Here is an 18,038-nt window from a genome sequence, read left to right on the forward strand (position 1 = left end):
AAAAAACTTACATTTTTACCAATCCGTTAACAAATTTGATGTTTTTAGTTAAATAAAAATCTGCTTTTTGACCCACTTCCGGAATATTATCATTCTCATCGGTATACAAAACTCCATTTGCATCATACTCATAATGACCGGATTTACCCTCTAAATCTCCTATTTCCGAAACATAAGCATTGAAGCAAATTTTATCATCAATTAATTCTTCCTTATACTGTGCAGCAAAATTCGTAATTTTTTCAATACCATCATAATTTATCTTGACATTTTTATATAAAAAATCATAAAAAACGACACTATTCTGAGGAATCTTCAAATAATCATCCATTCTATTGCCAACTATATCGTTTTCGCTGAGTATAATAAAACTAGAAACCAATGCGAAAAACACAAATTTTCTAGTGACTTCTCTTTGATAATCATCAGGATAATGACCTGCCTCAAATAATAAAGTAGGCACTCCTATAGCTTGAAAAGCATCACCAACACAATTAATATTAAAAGAATCATCAAAACGACCTATTTGATTTGGTATGAACTGTTGCAAAATATCATTAATTCCAGCAATCAAATTAATTGCCTTTAATCGAGATTCATTTATTTCGCATTTCTTATTATAAGAAGGGGCTAAAAATGACATTGTTGCCGGTTTAGAGGTATCACCCACTCCAAAAATAGTACGTTGATCATGAAGGTTATAACAATAATGAGGCTTAAAGTCATCAAAGACCTCCCAAAGAACAATACTTTCAGGTTGAGACAATTCTTGAGAATCCCTATTTAAGTCCACATCATTTGCATTAACTCGGGTATACGCATTAGATCCATCAGGGTTTAGCATTGGAAGTGCGCAAAAAGTAAAATTAGAAAGCAATTCTTTTGCTAAATCAGAGCCGTTATGGAGTACATTGAAAAAGTCTAATAAAGCTTTAGTCGTGGTACTTTCATTTCCATGCATCTGTGACCATAAAAATATTCTCGTTTTCCCCTCACCAATTAAGTATTTATAAATTGGTTTTCCCAATACCGATTGTCCAACAACGTGTAACTGATTATCTGTATTAATTCTTTTTAAAAAAGTTGAGATTGATTCTAATGTAAGATATCTACCAGAGATAGATTGCTCTTTATTTTCAGCGAATAATTGTTCGAAATTCATAGTAACATATTTGATTTACAAAAGTAAACATCTTTATATTTACAATTGTAAACTGGTTAAATTTTGTTTTTTATAAAAATGTAAACAAATATACATCCTTAAGCCAATGTCTATATAGCGTTATGATTGACAAATGTTACGCGTTTATTATTCTTTACACAACTACTTTGTTTTCAGTTTATTAATGTAGTTTATATAAACTTATTATTTATATCAATAAACTATATTTACCTGTTTTACACTTGTAATATTGTTATTGTTAGTTGTTTTGATTACATTTGTAAATAGTTTGTTTTAAACAATTATTTACAATGGTAAACACGGAAGATTTTATAAAAAGATTAGAAATCATACTTGACTATTACAGCTTGAATGCATCTGGATTTGCAGATAAAATTGGTGTACAACGTTCCAGTTTGTCTCATCTACTTTCAGGTAGAAATAAACCTAGCCTGGATTTTATTCTTAAAATATTAGATGTTTTTCCAGATGTAGACTTGTACTGGATTTTGAATGGCAAAGGAAGTTTTCCGAAAAATTTAGAAACCATAGACAGTCGGGAATCGATTTTTGAAGAAGAAGTTAAAACTAAAACCCCTACTCCAATTTCAGAAGCTGTAATTGCTAATAACTTGTTTTCAGAAATAAATAATAACGAAATAGTGAAATCTGTCGAATCTCCTAATTACAGATCTCCAGATAATAATATTGATTCCAACTCACCAGAATTAGAAAAAATTGTTTTCTTTTATAAAAATGGTACTTTCAAAACATATACACCAAATTAAAATTAAGGCCGTAATTAAATTATTTTTTTAAATAACTTAATTACGGCCTTAATACAGTTTTGACAATAAATAGAAGATACCTTATCCTTTATACCCTTTTTCAGGAACTTTTCCTTCCACTCCTTCATAATGTTTCATTAAAACAGCTAAATCTGTCTCTAGATCTCCTGTTGGTATTAATGGCGTCCCTAGATTGACTTCTTTTTTTCCAAAATCAAAAGCTACAGGTACGATAGGTACATTAGCTTTCATTGCAATATAATAAAATCCTGTTTTAAGTTGGTCTACTTTTTTACGGGTTCCTTCGGGTGCTACCGCAAGACGAAACGTTTCTCTTCTTTTGAAAATGGCCGCAATCGAATCTACTTTATTTAATCCACCCGAACGATCCAGAGGTTCCCCTCCCATATATCTGAAGTAAGCCCCAAATGGAAATTTGAACAATTCTCTTTTAGCCACAAAGTTCATTTCTAAACCCGTTATGCCTCTTGTGAAAATTCCCAAATAAAAATCATGAGCACTTGTATGTGGCATAATCATCATCACGCATTTTTTAATATCGGCATCTATCCCTCCTACAATTTTCCAGCCCATTAGGCGAAAAAATATCCACTTATAAATTTGTTTCTTCATTACTGTCCAATTTAGTGCAAAATAAATAATTTAAAACTTATTTTTGGGTAAAAACTTCTTTTGATGCTTAAAAAAATATTCAGTTACCTAATTCCCATTAAAATTTATTCACAAAATTCAAAATTGAGTAAGACTATTGAAGTGACTTGGGCTAACGGTAAACTGGTTTTAGATTCTAAAAATACTAATTATTCTTATGGTAGTTTGCAACGTGTTCTTAGAAAAGGGCTGAAATCGATTGGCTTTAATAAAATAGTGCAAATGAATCATATTTTGGTTCTGGGTGTCGCAGGGGGAAGTGTAATTAAAACGTTAGTCGATGAAATTAAATATAAAGGAAAAATAACCGGAGTCGAAATTGACCCAGAAATAATTCAAGTCTCTAGGGACTTTTTCAATTTGGATGAAATTAAACAACTTGAGATCGTTATAGATGATGCATTTGAATTTGTTTTGAAAACAACAAAAAAGTACGATTTGATTATTATTGATGTTTTTCAGGATACGACAATGCCTAATTTTTTATTTGAAAGTTTTTTTGTCAATCGAGTATGCTTCCTTTTAAAAAATAAAGGTTTTATACTTTTTAACACAATGCTTTTGACCGAAATAGATAATCAAAGAAATAAAAAGTACCTCACTGATTTTAACGACCCTCATTTTAGAATTAAATCACTCCCTAGAATTGAAGAGCATAATGAAATGATTATCATTGAAAAAATAGCCTGAACCAGCTATTCTTATTTTAGAATAAAACAAGAACCGTAATTTTAAAGTCCCATTAGAACATAAAGATGAAACAAATATTAAAAAAACTATTACTAGGAAACATCTCAAAAGTAGAAAAACCTAAATACAATCCTTTTCAAAAGAGAATTAAGAATATAAAATCCATTTGGAATAACGACCATCAGGATGACAACGGAATTGAAAAAATTGTTCGATTGTTTCTATCCTCTTCATTATTACTATTTCCCGGTATTTACATTAAATATGCAGCTTCAAAGAGAGGACCTGAATATGAAGATCTTGCTTTGGATATTTATGTATTGCTTAAAGTAGCGCTTCCATTGGTAATTTTAATCAATAACTGGCAAAGCAATCACTTTATACTGGGAATTATGATATATGTAATGCTAGAAACAGTTTTTTATATTCCAACATTAATTTTTGCCTCCGATTTATTTTCAAAGCCCCGCTCTTACAAAAGATCCATGCTATTACTTTTCTTTAATTACTTAGAAATGGTGTTTGCTTTTGGCGTATTGTATAGCTGTGATAATTATTTAAACAAACCTTTTTTGCATTGGTTTGATGCAATCTATTTTAGTACGGTTACTTCATCCACGATTGGGTTTGGAGAATTCTATCCAGTACAAACTATTGGGAAAGTATTAGTAAGTATACAATCCATGTTAGTTTTATTATATGTTGTCTTGTTTCTAAATTTTTTCTCTACAAAAATAAAAGCAACAGGATATTTCGACCCTGAAAACCAAGACTAACCTAAATCATTTTATCAATTGTTATTTATTTAACAGAGGACATTGATTTTTAAGTATAAAAAAAGGGGAATCTAATCCCCTTTTTACATTTTTTAATTTCTATTCGAAATATCATCTGTTATTTCAACCTGAATAACTTTACCGTATTTTTCAGCAATCTTTTTAATATCTTCTGATTTTCCTACTAACACAAATTGTAGTTTGTCCTTTGGGAAATATTTGGCTATAATTTGGTTGGCTTTTGCCAAGTCTAAACCATCAACATTTTTTTCGAAATTATCAATAAATGATTTGTCAAAATTATACCAGAACATTTGTGATAACAATCTCGATAATTGTTCAGTCGTTTCATAATCAGGAGGGAATTGTCCTTTCACATAATTCTTAGCAGAATTTAATGCTTTTTCATCGATTCCAGTAGCATGCAATTTATTCAAAACTTCAAGCGCTTTATCTATTGCAGGTTCAGTAGTCTTTACAGCAGTAAATGTGCTAATTAAAAATGTCCCACCGTTCTTTAATGTACTAAATCTACTTGAAGCACCGTAAGTCAAACCTGAATTTACTCTAAGTTCGTCATTTAACATTGAAGTGAAACGTCCTCCAAAAAGTGTATTAACCACTTCAATTGCTACAAAATCTGGATTATTACGACTTATTCCTGGAGCACCAATATAAAAAGTAGTTTCTTTGGCATCACCCTTATTCACTAATAACACATTGCTTTCTGTTGGAGTTTTGATAGGTTTCGAAGCAAGGTTTTCTTTTTCATTTGCACCTTTTTCCCAACCAGAAAATAATTTAGTTATAATTGATTTCATTTCAACAGAAGTGAAATCACCAACAATATTTATAGCCGAATTATTTGGCTTGTAATTGTCTTTGTAAAAGTCTTTTAAATCTTTCACCGTCAACTTACCAACAGTGGTTTTATTACCGTTTACAACATTTCCATATACATGATTTCCATATAAAAGAGTGTCAAAATACGGTCCTATTACTGCACGTGGGCTTTCTTTTTGTTGTTCAAGATTTACTAATAAACGACTTTTTTCTTTTTCAAATTCACTATTGTCAAAAACAGGATTTAGTAGAATTTCCTTAATAATGGAAAGTACTTTGACTTTGTCTTTAGTTGCAAAAGTAGAACTAAGACCCGAAAATTCTTTAGATGAATAGGTATTCACATCAGCACCTATAAAATCTAACTCTTCATCAATTTTTGTTTTTGAAAAACTTTTAGTACCATGTTTTAGTGCGGTAGCGGTCAAAGATGCTAATCCTGATTTTTCATTGTCATAAATCGCACCTGCAGGAAGTATTGCTGAAACGCTAATAATGGGCACGTCATGTTGTTCCATTAGGTTTACCGTAAGTCCGTTTGGTAATTTAAAAGTAGTGTAAGCTGGTAATTTAAAACTTTGTGCTGATAGATTCGTACCTGTAAAAACCAAAAGGCAGATTATCATGAGTTTTTGTTTAATTCCTTCCATAATATTATTCATCTACATTTGTTTTTAATACACCTACTGTTCTGTTGCTTTTAGTGAAATATTTCTGTGCAACTCTTTGAACATCGGCAATTGTTACTTTATTATAGCTAGCAGGAGCGTTGAACATTTTTTTGTAATCACCAAAAAACACTTCGTATGTACCTATATTATTTGACTTTCCATTAATGGTTTCTACCTGATTGTAAAACTCCATTAATTTTTGGTTTTTTATTTTTTGAAGTTCATTTTCACTGATACCCTCTTTTTTAATTTTATCAATCTCAGTGTAAATGGCTTGCTCTAAATCACCCTCTTTAACATTCTTATTTGCAACAGCATATACATTAAAAAGATTAGGATCAAAACTATCTCCATAATCAGTAAATACTTGTGTTGCCAGTTGTTTTTGATCTACCAAAGAGGCATATAAACGTGATGATTTTCCGCTTGATAAAACAGAACTTAACACATTTAATGCATAATAATCCTCGTTTTTAGACTCTGGAGTATGATAACCTATCAAAAGATACGGAGTGGCTACTTCTTTTTTTACTGTAATTCTACGCTCCCCCGTTTGTTCCGGTTCAACAATGTGAACCACTGGCGGTGTTGGTTGCGCTGGAATGGGTTCCAAGTATTTTTTAGCAAATTCTTTTACTTTTTCTAATTTTATCGCTCCCGAAACAACCACTACGCAATTGTTTGGTGCATAATAGGTTTTAAAATAACGCTCTAAATCTTGTTGCGTCCAGTTTTTCATATCATCTTCATAACCGATAACTGGCCAGTGATAAGGATGTTCCTGAAAAGCAGTTGCTTTTACAGACTGTGACAAAAGACGCCAAGGAGAATTTTCAAGACCGGTGCGGCGCTCGCTCAACACTACTCCTCTTTCACTTTCTACCATAGAAGGATCGATACTCAAACTTGAAATTCTATCTCCTTCAAGATCAAAAATAACTTCTGATGATGCAGCTGGAAACCAATTAGTATAAACCGTAACGTTTTCAGTGGTGTACGCATTATTTGCGCCTCCATTGAATTCCATCGTTTGGTCAAAGAGTTTTGGGCCGTATTTTTTGGCACCATTGAACATCATGTGTTCGAAAAAATGAGAAAGTCCAGTGATACCTTGGTATTCGTTTCGGCTTCCCACCTTGTAAAACAAATACATATTGGCATTTGGAATAGAGAAATCTTCTACAACCAGAAACTTCATTCCGTTTGTAAGAGTGAACGTTTTTACATCATCCGCTTTCATTTGGGCCTGTCCGTAGAAGGCTCCCATAAGAAAGAGATGGAGCATTATTTTTTTCATCTGTTGATATTTATTGTTTTTTAATTGTCATATGTAATTCACATTTTATCATTGGTATTACGACCAAATTTAGGTTATGCTCATTTCATAGGTCTAATATTAATTGCCTATAAAACTACTACTATTTTATTGAGTAATAAAAAATAATAGTAACTAATTTCTTATACTTATCTTTTTTTAACACTAGCATAGTAATCAACAAACTCAATTACAACAGCGTTTTCCTTGCCTTTTCTAAGTCTTCAGCAGTGTCAATTCCAATTCCAACGTGGGTAGTTTCAATCATTTTGATGCGTCTCCCAAATTCTAGATAACGCAATTGTTCCAGTTTTTCGGATGCCTCCAATGATTTCATTGGTAAACTATAAAAATCAGACAAAGTTTGTTTTCGAAAAGCATATATCCCGATGTGTTGCATATAACGAACACCTACGTTTTTCTCTCTTGGATAAGGAATTACAGAACGCGAAAAATACAATGCGAATCCGTTTTGGTCTGTGACCACTTTCACATTATTTGGATTATTGATTTCGTCTTCATCTTTGATTTCTCTCATCAATGAAGCCAGATCCACTTGTTTAGTAGAATCTTTCCTGAAAGTTTCTATCAATTTCGCCAATGGTTCTTCATTGATGAAAGGCTCATCTCCTTGTACATTAACCACAATATCCACTTCTAGGTTTTCAATTGCTTCAGCAATTCGATCACTTCCTGATTCGTGTTCTTTTATGCTTCGAATGGCTTTTCCGCCATTTGAAACAATCTCATTATATATTAAATCCGAATCAGTTACCACAAAAACATCGTCAAATAACTGCGTGCTTACCGCTGCTTCATAGGTTCTTAAAATCACTGTTTTACCTCCCAAATCCTGCATTAATTTGGCTGGAAATCGTGTAGAAGCGTAACGTGCGGGAATAACGGCGATGATTTTCATAGAATAGATTAATTAGATTAACAAAAATACTATTATTTTAAAAAGAATAAACTATAACTTATATCTTTTAAGATAATTTCTTACTTTTAGTAAAAATTCATTATTTATGAAATCGATTTATCTATTACTCTTTTTATTTTTATTTTCCTGTGGTCCCGCTAAAATTAAAGATTTTAACAAAGATTACACTCAAGATTTAGTTGGAAAAATAAAATCAATTAATATCATAAACTATGAATATAAATTCATAAAAAAAGACACCGTTAATTTGGTTAAAAACACCTTTTTAAACTTTGATTCTAATAACAATGTAATAAATGAAAAAATAACCACAGAAGATAATCAAAAAGAAACTAGCTTTAAATATCAAAATGGTTTACTAATAGAAAAAAAGCCGATTTTAGAAAATAATACACATTTAACTACTTATAAATATGATAAAAAAAATAATCTAATTGAAGAAAAAGAATTTGATGATAAAAAAGTCTATTTTTTGATTTCTCAAGTATTTGATAAATACAATAATCTAATGGAAAAAAAATTAAACTCTTTTGGTAAAATCTTTGGAATAACAAAAACTGAATACAATTATAAAAAGAAATTTTTTGTTTCAAAAACCACTACAGACACTTTAACTTTAGAAAGAATGGGAACCCAAAAATATTTTAATAAGAAAGGATATATTATCAAAAGTGGATCAACTAATAACACTATAAATAATAATTACTACACTTACGAAATTGATGTAAAAGGAAACTTAACCAAAAAAACTTATTACAAAAGTGATGACAGCATCATTGAAACCGTAACCTTTAATAATACTTATGATAAAAAGGGAAACATTATCATAAGAGATCGATTTTTAGATGGGAAACTGATTGAAAAAAACACTTATGATATAATTTATTATTGATATTCTGCATTTTTTTCTATAGCATATAGTTTATCATTTTAAACCAATAAGAAGTTGGCAAGCCCAATCAAAGAAAATTACTCCACAAAATTCTCGTCTTTAAACCCTATCAAATACAATTTATTTTTGGCACGAGTCATCGCTGTGTACAACCAACGAATGTAATCTCTGTCGATACCATTTGGCAAATACGGTTGTTCAATAAAAACGGTATTCCACTGCCCTCCTTGTGATTTATGACAGGTAATCGCATAAGAGAATTTCACTTGTAACCCATTAAAATACTCATTAGCTTTTACCTTCTGAAATTGTTTGTATTTGGTTTCCCCTTCATAATCTTTCAGGACTTCCTGATACAATCTGTTGGATTCATCATAAGTTAAAGAAGGCGATTCGCTTTTTATAGTGTCCAATAACAACACCGTTTCAAAAGGAATCTGGCTTGGATAATCGACCATTCGAATTTTTACTTTGGCAAACTTAAAACCATACAATTCTTTGATGTTGAAAATTTCCAAGACTTCGATAATATCACCATTGGCAATAAAACCTGCTTCATCCGATTCTTTTAACCAAAAATAATTGTTCTTCACCACCATCAAGAAATCTCCTGTGGAAAGTTCGCTTTCTTTATCGAGTATTTTTGTCCTTATTTGCTCATTATATTGATTGGCTCTTTTATTCGAACGAACAATAAAAGCCGTGTCTTCAATACTATAATTACTGTACGCTGAATTAATGGCGTCCTGAATATCATAACCGTCAATCAAACGAACAATGTCTTTGTATTTTTTAACATCAAACTGAAAATCGGATATGAAGGAATCTTTTAGCAATTCCCTAAGTTCAGTTGCATTAAACAAAATCCCAGAATTCTCTTCCTGACGCATTACTTCATCAAGCTCAATATGCTCTATTTCTTTATTGTAATGCAAACTCAAAGTGTGAATGTCTAAAGCAGGACTGATATCGAGATTCACAGGCGGCAACTGAGCTGTATCTCCCAGTAAAATCATTTTACAATTGGTTCCTGAATACACATAAGAAATCAAATCATCCAGCAAAGAACCGTTTTCGTATAATTTCGAATCCGAATTACTGTCTGAAATCATCGAAGCTTCATCGACAATAAAAATAGTATTCTTATGTTTATTGGGCTGTAAAGTAAAGGAAACACCTCCACCGGAAGACTTTTTAGGAAAGTAGATTTTTTTATGAATTGTAAAAGCGGGTTTATTCGAATAACTGGCAATTACTTTGGCCGCACGACCAGTTGGCGCCAGCAAAACATATTTTTTATCTATTTCGATTAAATTATTTACAATGGTCGAAATAACAGATGTTTTTCCTGTTCCGGCATATCCTTTTAAAACAAATATGGTGTCATTTTCTTTTTCCGTTAAAAAAACAGCGATTTTTTGAAAAAAAATATCCTGCTTATAAGTGGGATTAAAAGGGAATTTTTTTTGTAAAAGGCTATAAAACAAGGAAGATTTCATTTGGTGTATTTTAGTTGCAAAGTAAAGTTTTTTAATGGCAATGGCAATGAAAATAACCAATTTCAATGGCAATTATAAATTATATTAACAATACTTAATTTAAAATTTAAGATTAGTAATGGTTTTATATATAATGATTTTTGACATCGTTATTCCCATTGTTATTGCTATTTAAATTTGTAAGTTTGTGCTGTTGTAAAAAATCAATATGAACACAAACATAACCGATAAGAAATATAAAAAACTCTCCATTCAAGTGTCTTTGAATGGGCTTTCTTTTTGTTGTTTTGATTCTTTAAATCATACGATACTATCTGTAAAAGAAGTGCAATTTGACACCTTTGATAAAACAATTAAAATAGAAGAATTATTTGCAGATGCTTTTCGGGAAAATCCGGAATTAAAGGATTCTTATGACGAAATTCTTGTTATTCACAATAACAACCTTTCCACATTTGTCCCTGCACCTCTTTTTGACGAAAACTTCCTGGGTAGCTATTTACAGTACAATACTAAAGTTTTTAAAACTGATTTTTTTGCATTTGATGAAATAAGCAACTATTCCATAAATGCCGTTTATATCCCTTATGTCAATATCAACAATTTTTTTATTGATCAATTTGGTTCTTTCGATTACAAACACGCTAACAGCGTACTTGTGACAAAGCTTTTGGATGCATCCAAGAATAATGATGATAAAAAAATGATTGTGAATTTCAATCCAGGTCATTTTGAAATAATCGTAATTCAAAATCAAAAGTTGTTGTTATTTAACTCTTTTGACTATCAAACACCTGAGGATTTTATTTATTATTTGCTATTCGTAGCAGAACAAATGAGTATGAATCCAGAAAGTTTTAAACTTGAATTATTAGGAACTATTAGTAAAGAGGATGATTTCTACACAATAGCTTACAAGTACATCCGTGACGTTTCATTTTATGACGTTAGCGATTTACAAAAAACCAACTCTTTCACAACAGCTCAAAATTTGAAACATTTTATATTATTTAACTCATGAGAATCATTTCGGGAAAATACAAAGGAAGACGAATACTTCCACCTAAAAACCTTCCGGTTCGCCCCACTACTGATATGTCTAAAGAAGCCTTATTCAATGTACTGAATAATCACTTTAGCTTTGAGGGATTAAAAGTGTTGGATTTATTTGCAGGAACTGGGAATATAAGTTACGAATTTGCCTCAAGAGGAAGCTCACCTATCACATCCGTAGATGGAGATTTTGGTTGTGTGAAATTCATTAAGCAGGTAGCTGCTGAATATGATTTTAATATTGCAGCCACAAAGAGTGATGTTTTTAGTTTTTTAGAAAAAAACAAAGCCACTTACGATATTATATTTGCTGACCCACCATACGCTTTAGATCAAGCTACTTTCGAAAAAATTGTTTTACTTGTTTTCGAAAAAAATATGCTTCATGAAGACGGAATGATGGTTATCGAACATTCAAAATACACTAAGTTGGATCATATGATTCACTTTTCATTCAAGAAAACTTACGGCGGATCTATTTTTAGTTTCTTCGAAATTAGTTCTGGTGATGAAGAAGAAATTGAGGATTCAGAAGAAAAAGACAACGAAGAAGAATAAAAAATTCATTCTTTTAAATACAAAAGCCCTTGCAATGCAAGGGCTTTTCTGTTTATATCTTGTCTGATGAAATTAATTTAAAAATGCAAATAATATTTCTCAATGATAAATTTATCTATTCCTCCTTTATTACAGCCTCAGACAATTTAGCCAATACTATATTATACATTGGTGTCTCTACTTCATACTTTACTCCTTCATTAACTACAAACTCCGTTAAAGAGGCTAGTTCAAAATTTCTTCCGGCCATCAAATCACGATGCATTGATGAAGTGGCAGAATGAGGTGTTTTTTCAAGTTTCATTATGGATTGCAGGATGATGTCATTAGGTAAACTCAGTCCTTTTACAGCGGCAATCATGGTAATTTCATTAAGAAGCTCAACATATACTGCTCTACTTGTATCGGTTTTTAAAATCTCACCAATATTTTGATCTAAATAAGAAGTGGCAGAAGCCAATGATGAAATGAATATGAATTTCTCCCAAATCGTTTCTTCGATAGCATCAACAAGATAACTTTCTATAGCCGCTTTTTCGAATATGGATTGCAAAGCATTTAGTCTTGAAATAGGAGCGGTTTGAGATCCAAAAAACAACTTTTCGTAAGGTCCCACTTTTTTAATTACTCCCACTGATTCTATCATCGATACAATATACACACATCCTTGCAACACTTCGTTGTCAGGATAAAGAACACTGATGCGTTCTGTTGCATCTACTCCATTGTATAAAGGTAAAATGATGGTGTTTAATGTGATACATTTTTCTAAAGAAAGCAGACTCTCTTCTATATCATAGGTTTTTGTGGCACAAATTAAATAATCCAATTTCCCAATTACTGCAGGATCATTTGATACAACACTTGGAAACACATTAAATTCGGCTTCATCAGTTCTAATTTTCAAACCGGATTCAGCAACCGCTTTTTGAGTTTCACCACGAGCAATAAAAACAATTTCGATTGAATCTGTTTCGGCATAAGCTTTGGCTAAAAGTCCGCCAAAATAACCACCTACTCCACCTAATCCTAAAATTCCAATTCTTGTTATCATAACTACTATTTATAAATTAAACCATTAAGAAATTTAGAAAATTAAGCCTTGAGACTTAATGAAACTTAATTTCTTAATGGTTCTCTTTTAGATTTTACAATCCTTTATTTCATTAATTCCATTTAATTAAAAAAAAACAGACCTATAAGCCGGATTCTGTATCCCGATGAATCGGGACCCTTATCATTTATCTAGATCATGCATTACTGCAAGACTCAAGCTATCTACCCTTCAACAACGGACGAGAAGCCCTTAAATGCTGATATACTTGATATTTCACCGCATAGAGTTTACCTGGTTTCACTACAGCATTACCTGTACATACTTTCTGTTGCACTTGTCCTAATCACGCCCTAAAGCGTGACCGACGGGCGTTACCCGCTATGCTTCTCTCTGGTGTCCGGACTTTCCTCCCTTTTGATTGCTCAAAACGACGATAAGGCGGTCTGTGGTGCAAATTTACATTATTTATTCCTTTTTCGGTCTAATAGATAATTTTGTTTAACAACACTTTTACAACAACTTAATAATAAATTAGTTATCTTTAATCCTCAACCAAAAAAACATAATTATGAAGCCAACCTATCACTATGCTACCGTTACTAAAGCTTTAGACAACTTAAACGAGGATGGATTCACTTATGATTTTAATCTTCATGAAGAGGATATTATTAAAAATCCGCATCGCTATCAAGTCAAACATGTTTATCGTTACGAAGGAAATTCAGATCCTGCCGATGAAGCCGTAGTGTATGGCATAAAATCAAGCTCAGGCAAAAAAGGAGTTTTCGTAGCTGGCTATTCTGCTAATTCAAGTGGAGCGGCTATAGTATTGAGTAAATTATGTATTGAAGATAATAGCGGTTCCTGTAAACTTTAATTATTTCTTTCTCTTATTAAAAAGAAAGAAGATTTCACCGTCACTATTTTTAGAATTGAATTCGAATAAAAACCAAATATTTAAGTTCAATGGTATTATCTGAAATTATCATAGAACGAATCCATAAAGAAGGACCATTGTCGTTCCATGATTTTATGGAAATGGCTTTGTATTACCCAAAATTAGGGTATTATAATTCAGAGCAGAACAAAATTGGAGCCAACGGTGATTTTTACACCAGTGCTAATCTATCTGTCTCTTTTGGCGCAATGCTAGGCCGCCAAATTGAAGAAATGTGGCTTGCATTGGAAAAAAAACCTTTCCAAATCATAGAATATGGTGCGGGAACGGGCTTATTATGTCATGACATTTTGGATTACCTCAAAAACAACATTCCACTTTATAATGATTTAAGCTACGCCATTATCGAAAAAAGCGAAAGTATGCGAGCAATTGAAAAAAAGCATTTGCTCGAAAAAGTATGTTGGTACGATACTATAGAAGAGATTCCTGAAATTAACGGCTGTGTACTATCTAATGAATTGCTGGATAATTTTGCTGTTCATCAAGTGATTATGGAAGAAGTGCTAAAAGAGGTTTTTGTGGACTATAAAAACGGATTTATAGAAGTTTTGAAACCGGCAAAGAAAGAACTCATAGATTATTTCGAAAAACTAAACATAAAACTGCCACTAGGTTTCCGAACTGAAATCAACCTGGAAGCGATATCGTGGTTAAAATCTATTTCAAATCGCTTGCGCAAAGGTTATATAATCACAATAGATTATGGCGGTTTATCTACTGAACTATACCAAAACCATAGAAGTTCCGGCACTCTTTTATGCTACAACAAACATCAAAAAAACGATAATCCCTACCAATACATTGGAAGTCAAGACATCACTTCACACACTAACTTTTCAGCTTTAAACCTTTGGGGTTCAGAATACGGATTTGAAAGTTGCGGATTTTTAGATCAAACCACTTTTTTATTAGGTCTTGGTATCAAAGAATATCTCCGCAATACAATAATGAATCCCGATATAAATTCACAATCTACTATACATGAAACTTATATAAATCAAGGGTTGTTGATGAGTATGGGAATGAAATTCAAAGTATTGATACAACAAAAAGGAGCTCTTAAAATTCCGTTATCTGGGTTTAAGTATATGAATTCTACAGCAAAGTTTACTAGCTAAAAACAGCGCGGAAATGTCAATATTCAGATCTAATAATTCAAAATCAAGATGCATAAATTATTTGTGATTTGGAATTTTGGAATTGATTTTTTAAAAACTATATTTGCTTTCGAATAAAACTCTATGGAACAATTTATAGTATCGGCACGAAAATACCGTCCACAAACATTTAACGATGTAGTGGGGCAAAAAGCCATTACCAATACTTTACTGAATGCCATAGAAAGCAATCATCTTGCCTCTGCCCTATTATTTACAGGACCTCGTGGGGTAGGAAAAACGACTTGTGCTCGAATTCTGGCTCGAAAAATCAATCAGCCGGGTTATGATGATCCCAATGAAGATTTTGCCTTTAACGTATTCGAATTAGATGCCGCTTCAAACAACTCTGTTGACGACATCCGAAGTTTGATTGACCAAGTTCGTATCCCTCCGCAAACAGGGCAATACAAGGTTTATATTATTGATGAGGTTCACATGTTGTCTTCGGCTGCTTTTAATGCTTTTTTGAAAACATTGGAAGAACCGCCAAAGCACGCCATTTTTATATTGGCTACGACCGAAAAACACAAAATAATCCCAACAATACTTTCTCGTTGTCAAATATTTGATTTTAAAAGAATCACCGTTAAAGACGCAAAAGAACATCTTGCTGATGTAGCCACAAATCAAGGAGTTGCGTTTGAAGACGATGCATTGCATATTATCGCTCAAAAAGCGGATGGAGCAATGCGTGACGCTTTGTCAATTTTTGACAGAGTTGTTTCTTATTGTGGTAGCAATTTGACCCGTCAGGCTGTTACTGAAAACCTGAATGTACTGGATTACGAGACATACATCAATATTACCGATTTGATTTTGGAAAATAAAATTCCGGAATTATTAATCGCTTTTAACGAAATACTCGCTAAAGGATTTGATAGTCATCATTTTGTTTCAGGCTTAGCATCCCATTTCAGGGATCTATTGGTAAGTAAAACACCTTCTACCCTTTCTTTATTAGAAGTTGGAGAACAAGCTCAAAAAATGTATGGCGTACAAGAACAAAAATGCGAGCAGGATTTTCTATTAAAAGGAATCGCTATTGCAAATGATTGTGATTTAAAATACAAATTAAGTCAAAACCAACGCCTTCTTGTTGAGCTTTGCCTAATGCAACTTGCCTCTATCACTTTTGATGGAGAAAAAAAAAAGTTGACGCCTTTATAATTCCGCCTACTTATTATAGAAAGAACGACTATTCTATTGTTGAAGTAAAACCAACAGCTAATACGAGTTCGACTACAATAACTAAAGAGGAAGCTCATATTCCGAATTTAGGAGCAAATAACACTGCAGTTCAACCAGAAACTACACAGCCTGAAATTCAGAAACCTAAAACTCCAACAGAAACGTTCACATCCAATGAACCAAAAATTTCAGCCTTTTCTTTATCAAGTATTCGTGCAAAAAAAGCACTAGAGGAAAGCGGTAAAAGCTATGTAAAGCCAACACTAGATTTACCAACAGAAGATTTTACTGAAACTGAAATGTTACTACATTGGAATAAATATGCGCAACGACTAGGGGAAAAAGGATTTAGAATTATGGAATCCTTATTACTTATTAACGACCCTGTTTTAAATGGTACTGCCATCACAATTGAATTACCAAATGAAGGATCTAAACTAGATTTTGAAAAGGAATTGAATGGTCTTTTAGGACATTTAAAAGGACATTTACACAATCACGATATCTCTATTGAGGTTATAGTAAATGAAGCTATTGAAAATAAAAGAAGCTTAAATGATCAAGATCGCTACAATAGACTTTTTGAATTAAATCCAAATATTGAATTATTAAGAACCATTTTCGGGCTAGACTTAAATGTTTAGTTTTAAAATCATTACTTATTGAAAAGTAATACGTTACACTTAATCATTTAAACAATAGATTCGCATTTTTAAGATGTAGAAATAATTATATCAAGCATCACTTTGGAATATAACATATTAAATAAAAAAGCGAGGATTATAAAACCCTCGCTTTTTCAATAGTATTAAATCAATTATAAATTATTTTTTAATTGATTCTAAATAGGCTAATACATTTTTTTCAATACGCTCATTGATATTTGTAATATCAGCTTTCACGAATTTCTCGCCTAGTATCTTTTCGTATAATTCAATATATCTTTCAGAAACAGTTTCAATATACTCGTCTGTCATATTAGGAATTTGTTGTCCTTCTAGACCTTGGAAACCATTTTCAATTAACCAACGACGAACAAACTCTTTAGACAATTGCTTTTGCTCTTCTCCATTATCTTGTCTGTCTTGATATCCTTCCGAATAAAAGTAACGAGAAGAATCTGGTGTATGTATTTCGTCAATCAATACAATTACACCTTCTTTAGTTTTTCCAAACTCATATTTGGTGTCAACCAAAATCAAACCACGACTAGCGGCGATTTCAGTACCTCTTTGAAATAAAGCTCTTGTATATTTTTCTAAAACTAAATAATCTTCTTCAGTAACAATTCCTTTTGCTAAAATATCCTCACGAGAAATATCAGCATCGTGCTCACCATTATCAGCTTTAGTTGTAGGAGTGATAATAGGTGTTGGAAACTTATCGTTTTCTTTCAATCCTTCTGGCATTGCAACACCGCAAATTTCTCTTTTTCCAAGAGCATACTCACGAGCGGCGTGACCTGAAAGATACCCACGAATCACCATTTCCACTTTAAAAGGAGTACACAAATGACCAACAGCAACACTAGGATCTGGTGTAGCGATTAACCAATTTGGAACTATATCCTGAGTCAACTCCATGAATTTAGTCGCGATTTGGTTCAAAATTTGTCCTTTATAAGGGATTCCTTTTGGCAAAACCACATCAAAAGCTGAAAGTCTATCTGTGGCAACCATAACCAAAAGGTTGTCATTGATATTGTAAACTTCTCTCACTTTACCTCTGTAAACTGATTTTTGATTTGGAAAATTAAAATTAGTGGTTGTTATAGTATTCATGTGTTTTGTTGTGTTGTTATTTGTGCAAAAAT

At 32.1% G+C, this 18,038-nt stretch carries 18 protein-coding genes and 1 other RNA gene; 10 read left to right on the forward strand and 9 right to left on the reverse strand.

Translation table 11 applies throughout. From position 1 onward, the window contains the following. Positions 1-7 precede the first annotated feature (7 nt). On the reverse strand, positions 8-1,162 hold the full coding sequence (locus FLAK523_RS11970) for a M14 metallopeptidase family protein (RefSeq protein WP_248903689.1): 1,155 nt from the start codon (positions 1,160-1,162) through the stop codon (positions 8-10). 311 nt (positions 1,163-1,473) lie between these two features. Between FLAK523_RS11970 and FLAK523_RS11975 the strand changes: the two genes are divergently transcribed. Beyond that, positions 1,474-1,950, forward strand: a complete 477-nt coding sequence (locus tag FLAK523_RS11975; protein ID WP_248903691.1) for a helix-turn-helix transcriptional regulator — start codon at positions 1,474-1,476, stop codon at positions 1,948-1,950. 81 nt (positions 1,951-2,031) lie between these two features. Here the strand turns inward: FLAK523_RS11975 and FLAK523_RS11980 are convergent, their stop codons facing one another. Beyond that, positions 2,032-2,583, reverse strand: a complete 552-nt coding sequence (locus FLAK523_RS11980) for a 1-acyl-sn-glycerol-3-phosphate acyltransferase (protein WP_248903693.1) — start codon at positions 2,581-2,583, stop codon at positions 2,032-2,034. 63 nt (positions 2,584-2,646) lie between these two features. Between FLAK523_RS11980 and FLAK523_RS11985 the strand changes: the two genes are divergently transcribed. Both FLAK523_RS11985 and FLAK523_RS11990 read left to right on the forward strand, forming a co-directional pair. After that, positions 2,647-3,312 (forward strand): spermidine synthase, encoded by a 666-nt coding sequence (locus FLAK523_RS11985; protein ID WP_248903695.1) that lies wholly within the window; start codon positions 2,647-2,649, stop codon positions 3,310-3,312. 65 nt (positions 3,313-3,377) lie between these two features. After that, complete coding sequence (locus FLAK523_RS11990; RefSeq protein WP_248903697.1) at positions 3,378-4,088, forward strand: potassium channel family protein; 711 nt, start codon at positions 3,378-3,380, stop codon at positions 4,086-4,088. A 92-nt stretch (positions 4,089-4,180) separates the two neighbouring features. Here the strand turns inward: FLAK523_RS11990 and FLAK523_RS11995 are convergent, their stop codons facing one another. From FLAK523_RS11995 to kdsB, 3 genes are all read right to left on the reverse strand, one after another. Then, complete coding sequence (locus tag FLAK523_RS11995; RefSeq protein WP_248903699.1) at positions 4,181-5,593, reverse strand: pitrilysin family protein; 1,413 nt, start codon at positions 5,591-5,593, stop codon at positions 4,181-4,183. Beyond that, entirely contained in the window at positions 5,586-6,899 is a 1,314-nt protein-coding gene (locus FLAK523_RS12000; protein ID WP_248903701.1) for a pitrilysin family protein, read from the reverse strand. The genes FLAK523_RS11995 and FLAK523_RS12000 overlap by 8 nt, the downstream gene beginning before the upstream one ends. A gap of 208 nt (positions 6,900-7,107) precedes the next feature. Then, positions 7,108-7,836: a 3-deoxy-manno-octulosonate cytidylyltransferase gene (kdsB, locus tag FLAK523_RS12005; protein ID WP_248903703.1), complete on the reverse strand. Its 729-nt coding sequence runs from the start codon at positions 7,834-7,836 to the stop codon at positions 7,108-7,110. A gap of 106 nt (positions 7,837-7,942) precedes the next feature. Here kdsB and FLAK523_RS12010 point away from each other — a divergent pair, with 106 nt between their 5' ends. After that, positions 7,943-8,749 (forward strand): hypothetical protein, encoded by an 807-nt coding sequence (locus FLAK523_RS12010; protein WP_248903705.1) that lies wholly within the window; start codon positions 7,943-7,945, stop codon positions 8,747-8,749. Positions 8,750-8,826: 77 nt separating this feature from the next. On the opposite strand, the gene FLAK523_RS12015 is transcribed toward FLAK523_RS12010, so the two are convergent. Then, positions 8,827-10,248, reverse strand: a complete 1,422-nt coding sequence (locus tag FLAK523_RS12015; RefSeq protein WP_248903708.1) for an ATP-dependent RecD-like DNA helicase — start codon at positions 10,246-10,248, stop codon at positions 8,827-8,829. 208 nt (positions 10,249-10,456) lie between these two features. Here FLAK523_RS12015 and FLAK523_RS12020 point away from each other — a divergent pair, with 208 nt between their 5' ends. Together FLAK523_RS12020 and FLAK523_RS12025 are read left to right on the forward strand one after the other, a co-directional pair. Next, positions 10,457-11,269 (forward strand): DUF3822 family protein, encoded by an 813-nt coding sequence (locus FLAK523_RS12020; RefSeq protein ID WP_248903710.1) that lies wholly within the window; start codon positions 10,457-10,459, stop codon positions 11,267-11,269. After that, a complete protein-coding gene (locus FLAK523_RS12025; protein ID WP_248903712.1) occupies positions 11,266-11,859 on the forward strand; it encodes an RsmD family RNA methyltransferase in 594 nt (197 codons plus the stop codon). The genes FLAK523_RS12020 and FLAK523_RS12025 overlap by 4 nt, the downstream gene beginning before the upstream one ends. Before the next feature lie 115 nt (positions 11,860-11,974). Here FLAK523_RS12025 and FLAK523_RS12030 read toward each other — a convergent pair whose 3' ends face one another. Then, positions 11,975-12,913, reverse strand: coding sequence for a ketopantoate reductase family protein (locus tag FLAK523_RS12030; RefSeq protein WP_248903717.1), 939 nt, complete (start codon positions 12,911-12,913; stop codon positions 11,975-11,977). Between the two features lie 129 nt (positions 12,914-13,042). Continuing rightward, an RNA gene (gene rnpB, locus FLAK523_RS12035) (RNase P RNA component class A) lies at positions 13,043-13,366 on the reverse strand. A gap of 118 nt (positions 13,367-13,484) precedes the next feature. Between rnpB and FLAK523_RS12040 the strand changes: the two genes are divergently transcribed. The 4 genes from FLAK523_RS12040 to FLAK523_RS12055 all read left to right on the forward strand — a co-directional run bounded on the left by FLAK523_RS12040 (position 13,485) and on the right by FLAK523_RS12055 (position 16,869). Beyond that, complete coding sequence (locus FLAK523_RS12040; RefSeq protein WP_248903719.1) at positions 13,485-13,793, forward strand: hypothetical protein; 309 nt, start codon at positions 13,485-13,487, stop codon at positions 13,791-13,793. A gap of 89 nt (positions 13,794-13,882) precedes the next feature. Further along, a complete protein-coding gene (locus FLAK523_RS12045) occupies positions 13,883-14,995 on the forward strand; it encodes a class I SAM-dependent methyltransferase (protein WP_248903720.1) in 1,113 nt (370 codons plus the stop codon). Positions 14,996-15,118: 123 nt separating this feature from the next. After that, positions 15,119-16,204 (forward strand): DNA polymerase III subunit gamma/tau, encoded by a 1,086-nt coding sequence (gene dnaX, locus FLAK523_RS12050; RefSeq protein ID WP_248903723.1) that lies wholly within the window; start codon positions 15,119-15,121, stop codon positions 16,202-16,204. A 320-nt stretch (positions 16,205-16,524) separates the two neighbouring features. Continuing rightward, on the forward strand, positions 16,525-16,869 hold the full coding sequence (locus tag FLAK523_RS12055; protein WP_248903725.1) for a DNA polymerase III: 345 nt from the start codon (positions 16,525-16,527) through the stop codon (positions 16,867-16,869). A gap of 180 nt (positions 16,870-17,049) precedes the next feature. Here the strand turns inward: FLAK523_RS12055 and FLAK523_RS12060 are convergent, their stop codons facing one another. Then, complete coding sequence (locus FLAK523_RS12060; protein WP_248903727.1) at positions 17,050-18,006, reverse strand: phosphoribosylaminoimidazolesuccinocarboxamide synthase; 957 nt, start codon at positions 18,004-18,006, stop codon at positions 17,050-17,052. Between the last annotated feature and the right edge of the window lie 32 nt (positions 18,007-18,038).

It is taken from the genome of Flavobacterium sp. K5-23 (genome assembly GCF_023278045.1).
Lineage (GTDB): Bacteria > Bacteroidota > Bacteroidia > Flavobacteriales > Flavobacteriaceae > Flavobacterium.

Coding starts and splice junctions, on each gene's coding strand:
- FLAK523_RS11970 (WP_248903689.1), bottom strand. CDS start 1,162: ATGAATTTCGAACAATTATTCGCTGAAAATAAAGAGCAATCTATCTCT.
- FLAK523_RS11975 (WP_248903691.1), top strand. CDS start 1,474: ATGGTAAACACGGAAGATTTTATAAAAAGATTAGAAATCATACTTGAC.
- FLAK523_RS11980 (WP_248903693.1), bottom strand. CDS start 2,583: ATGAAGAAACAAATTTATAAGTGGATATTTTTTCGCCTAATGGGCTGG.
- FLAK523_RS11985 (WP_248903695.1), top strand. CDS start 2,647: ATGCTTAAAAAAATATTCAGTTACCTAATTCCCATTAAAATTTATTCA.
- FLAK523_RS11990 (WP_248903697.1), top strand. CDS start 3,378: ATGAAACAAATATTAAAAAAACTATTACTAGGAAACATCTCAAAAGTA.
- FLAK523_RS11995 (WP_248903699.1), bottom strand. CDS start 5,593: ATGAATAATATTATGGAAGGAATTAAACAAAAACTCATGATAATCTGC.
- FLAK523_RS12000 (WP_248903701.1), bottom strand. CDS start 6,899: ATGAAAAAAATAATGCTCCATCTCTTTCTTATGGGAGCCTTCTACGGA.
- kdsB (WP_248903703.1), bottom strand. CDS start 7,836: ATGAAAATCATCGCCGTTATTCCCGCACGTTACGCTTCTACACGATTT.
- FLAK523_RS12010 (WP_248903705.1), top strand. CDS start 7,943: ATGAAATCGATTTATCTATTACTCTTTTTATTTTTATTTTCCTGTGGT.
- FLAK523_RS12015 (WP_248903708.1), bottom strand. CDS start 10,248: ATGAAATCTTCCTTGTTTTATAGCCTTTTACAAAAAAAATTCCCTTTT.
- FLAK523_RS12020 (WP_248903710.1), top strand. CDS start 10,457: ATGAACACAAACATAACCGATAAGAAATATAAAAAACTCTCCATTCAA.
- FLAK523_RS12025 (WP_248903712.1), top strand. CDS start 11,266: ATGAGAATCATTTCGGGAAAATACAAAGGAAGACGAATACTTCCACCT.
- FLAK523_RS12030 (WP_248903717.1), bottom strand. CDS start 12,913: ATGATAACAAGAATTGGAATTTTAGGATTAGGTGGAGTAGGTGGTTAT.
- FLAK523_RS12040 (WP_248903719.1), top strand. CDS start 13,485: ATGAAGCCAACCTATCACTATGCTACCGTTACTAAAGCTTTAGACAAC.
- FLAK523_RS12045 (WP_248903720.1), top strand. CDS start 13,883: ATGGTATTATCTGAAATTATCATAGAACGAATCCATAAAGAAGGACCA.
- dnaX (WP_248903723.1), top strand. CDS start 15,119: ATGGAACAATTTATAGTATCGGCACGAAAATACCGTCCACAAACATTT.
- FLAK523_RS12055 (WP_248903725.1), top strand. CDS start 16,525: ATGTTACTACATTGGAATAAATATGCGCAACGACTAGGGGAAAAAGGA.
- FLAK523_RS12060 (WP_248903727.1), bottom strand. CDS start 18,006: ATGAATACTATAACAACCACTAATTTTAATTTTCCAAATCAAAAATCA.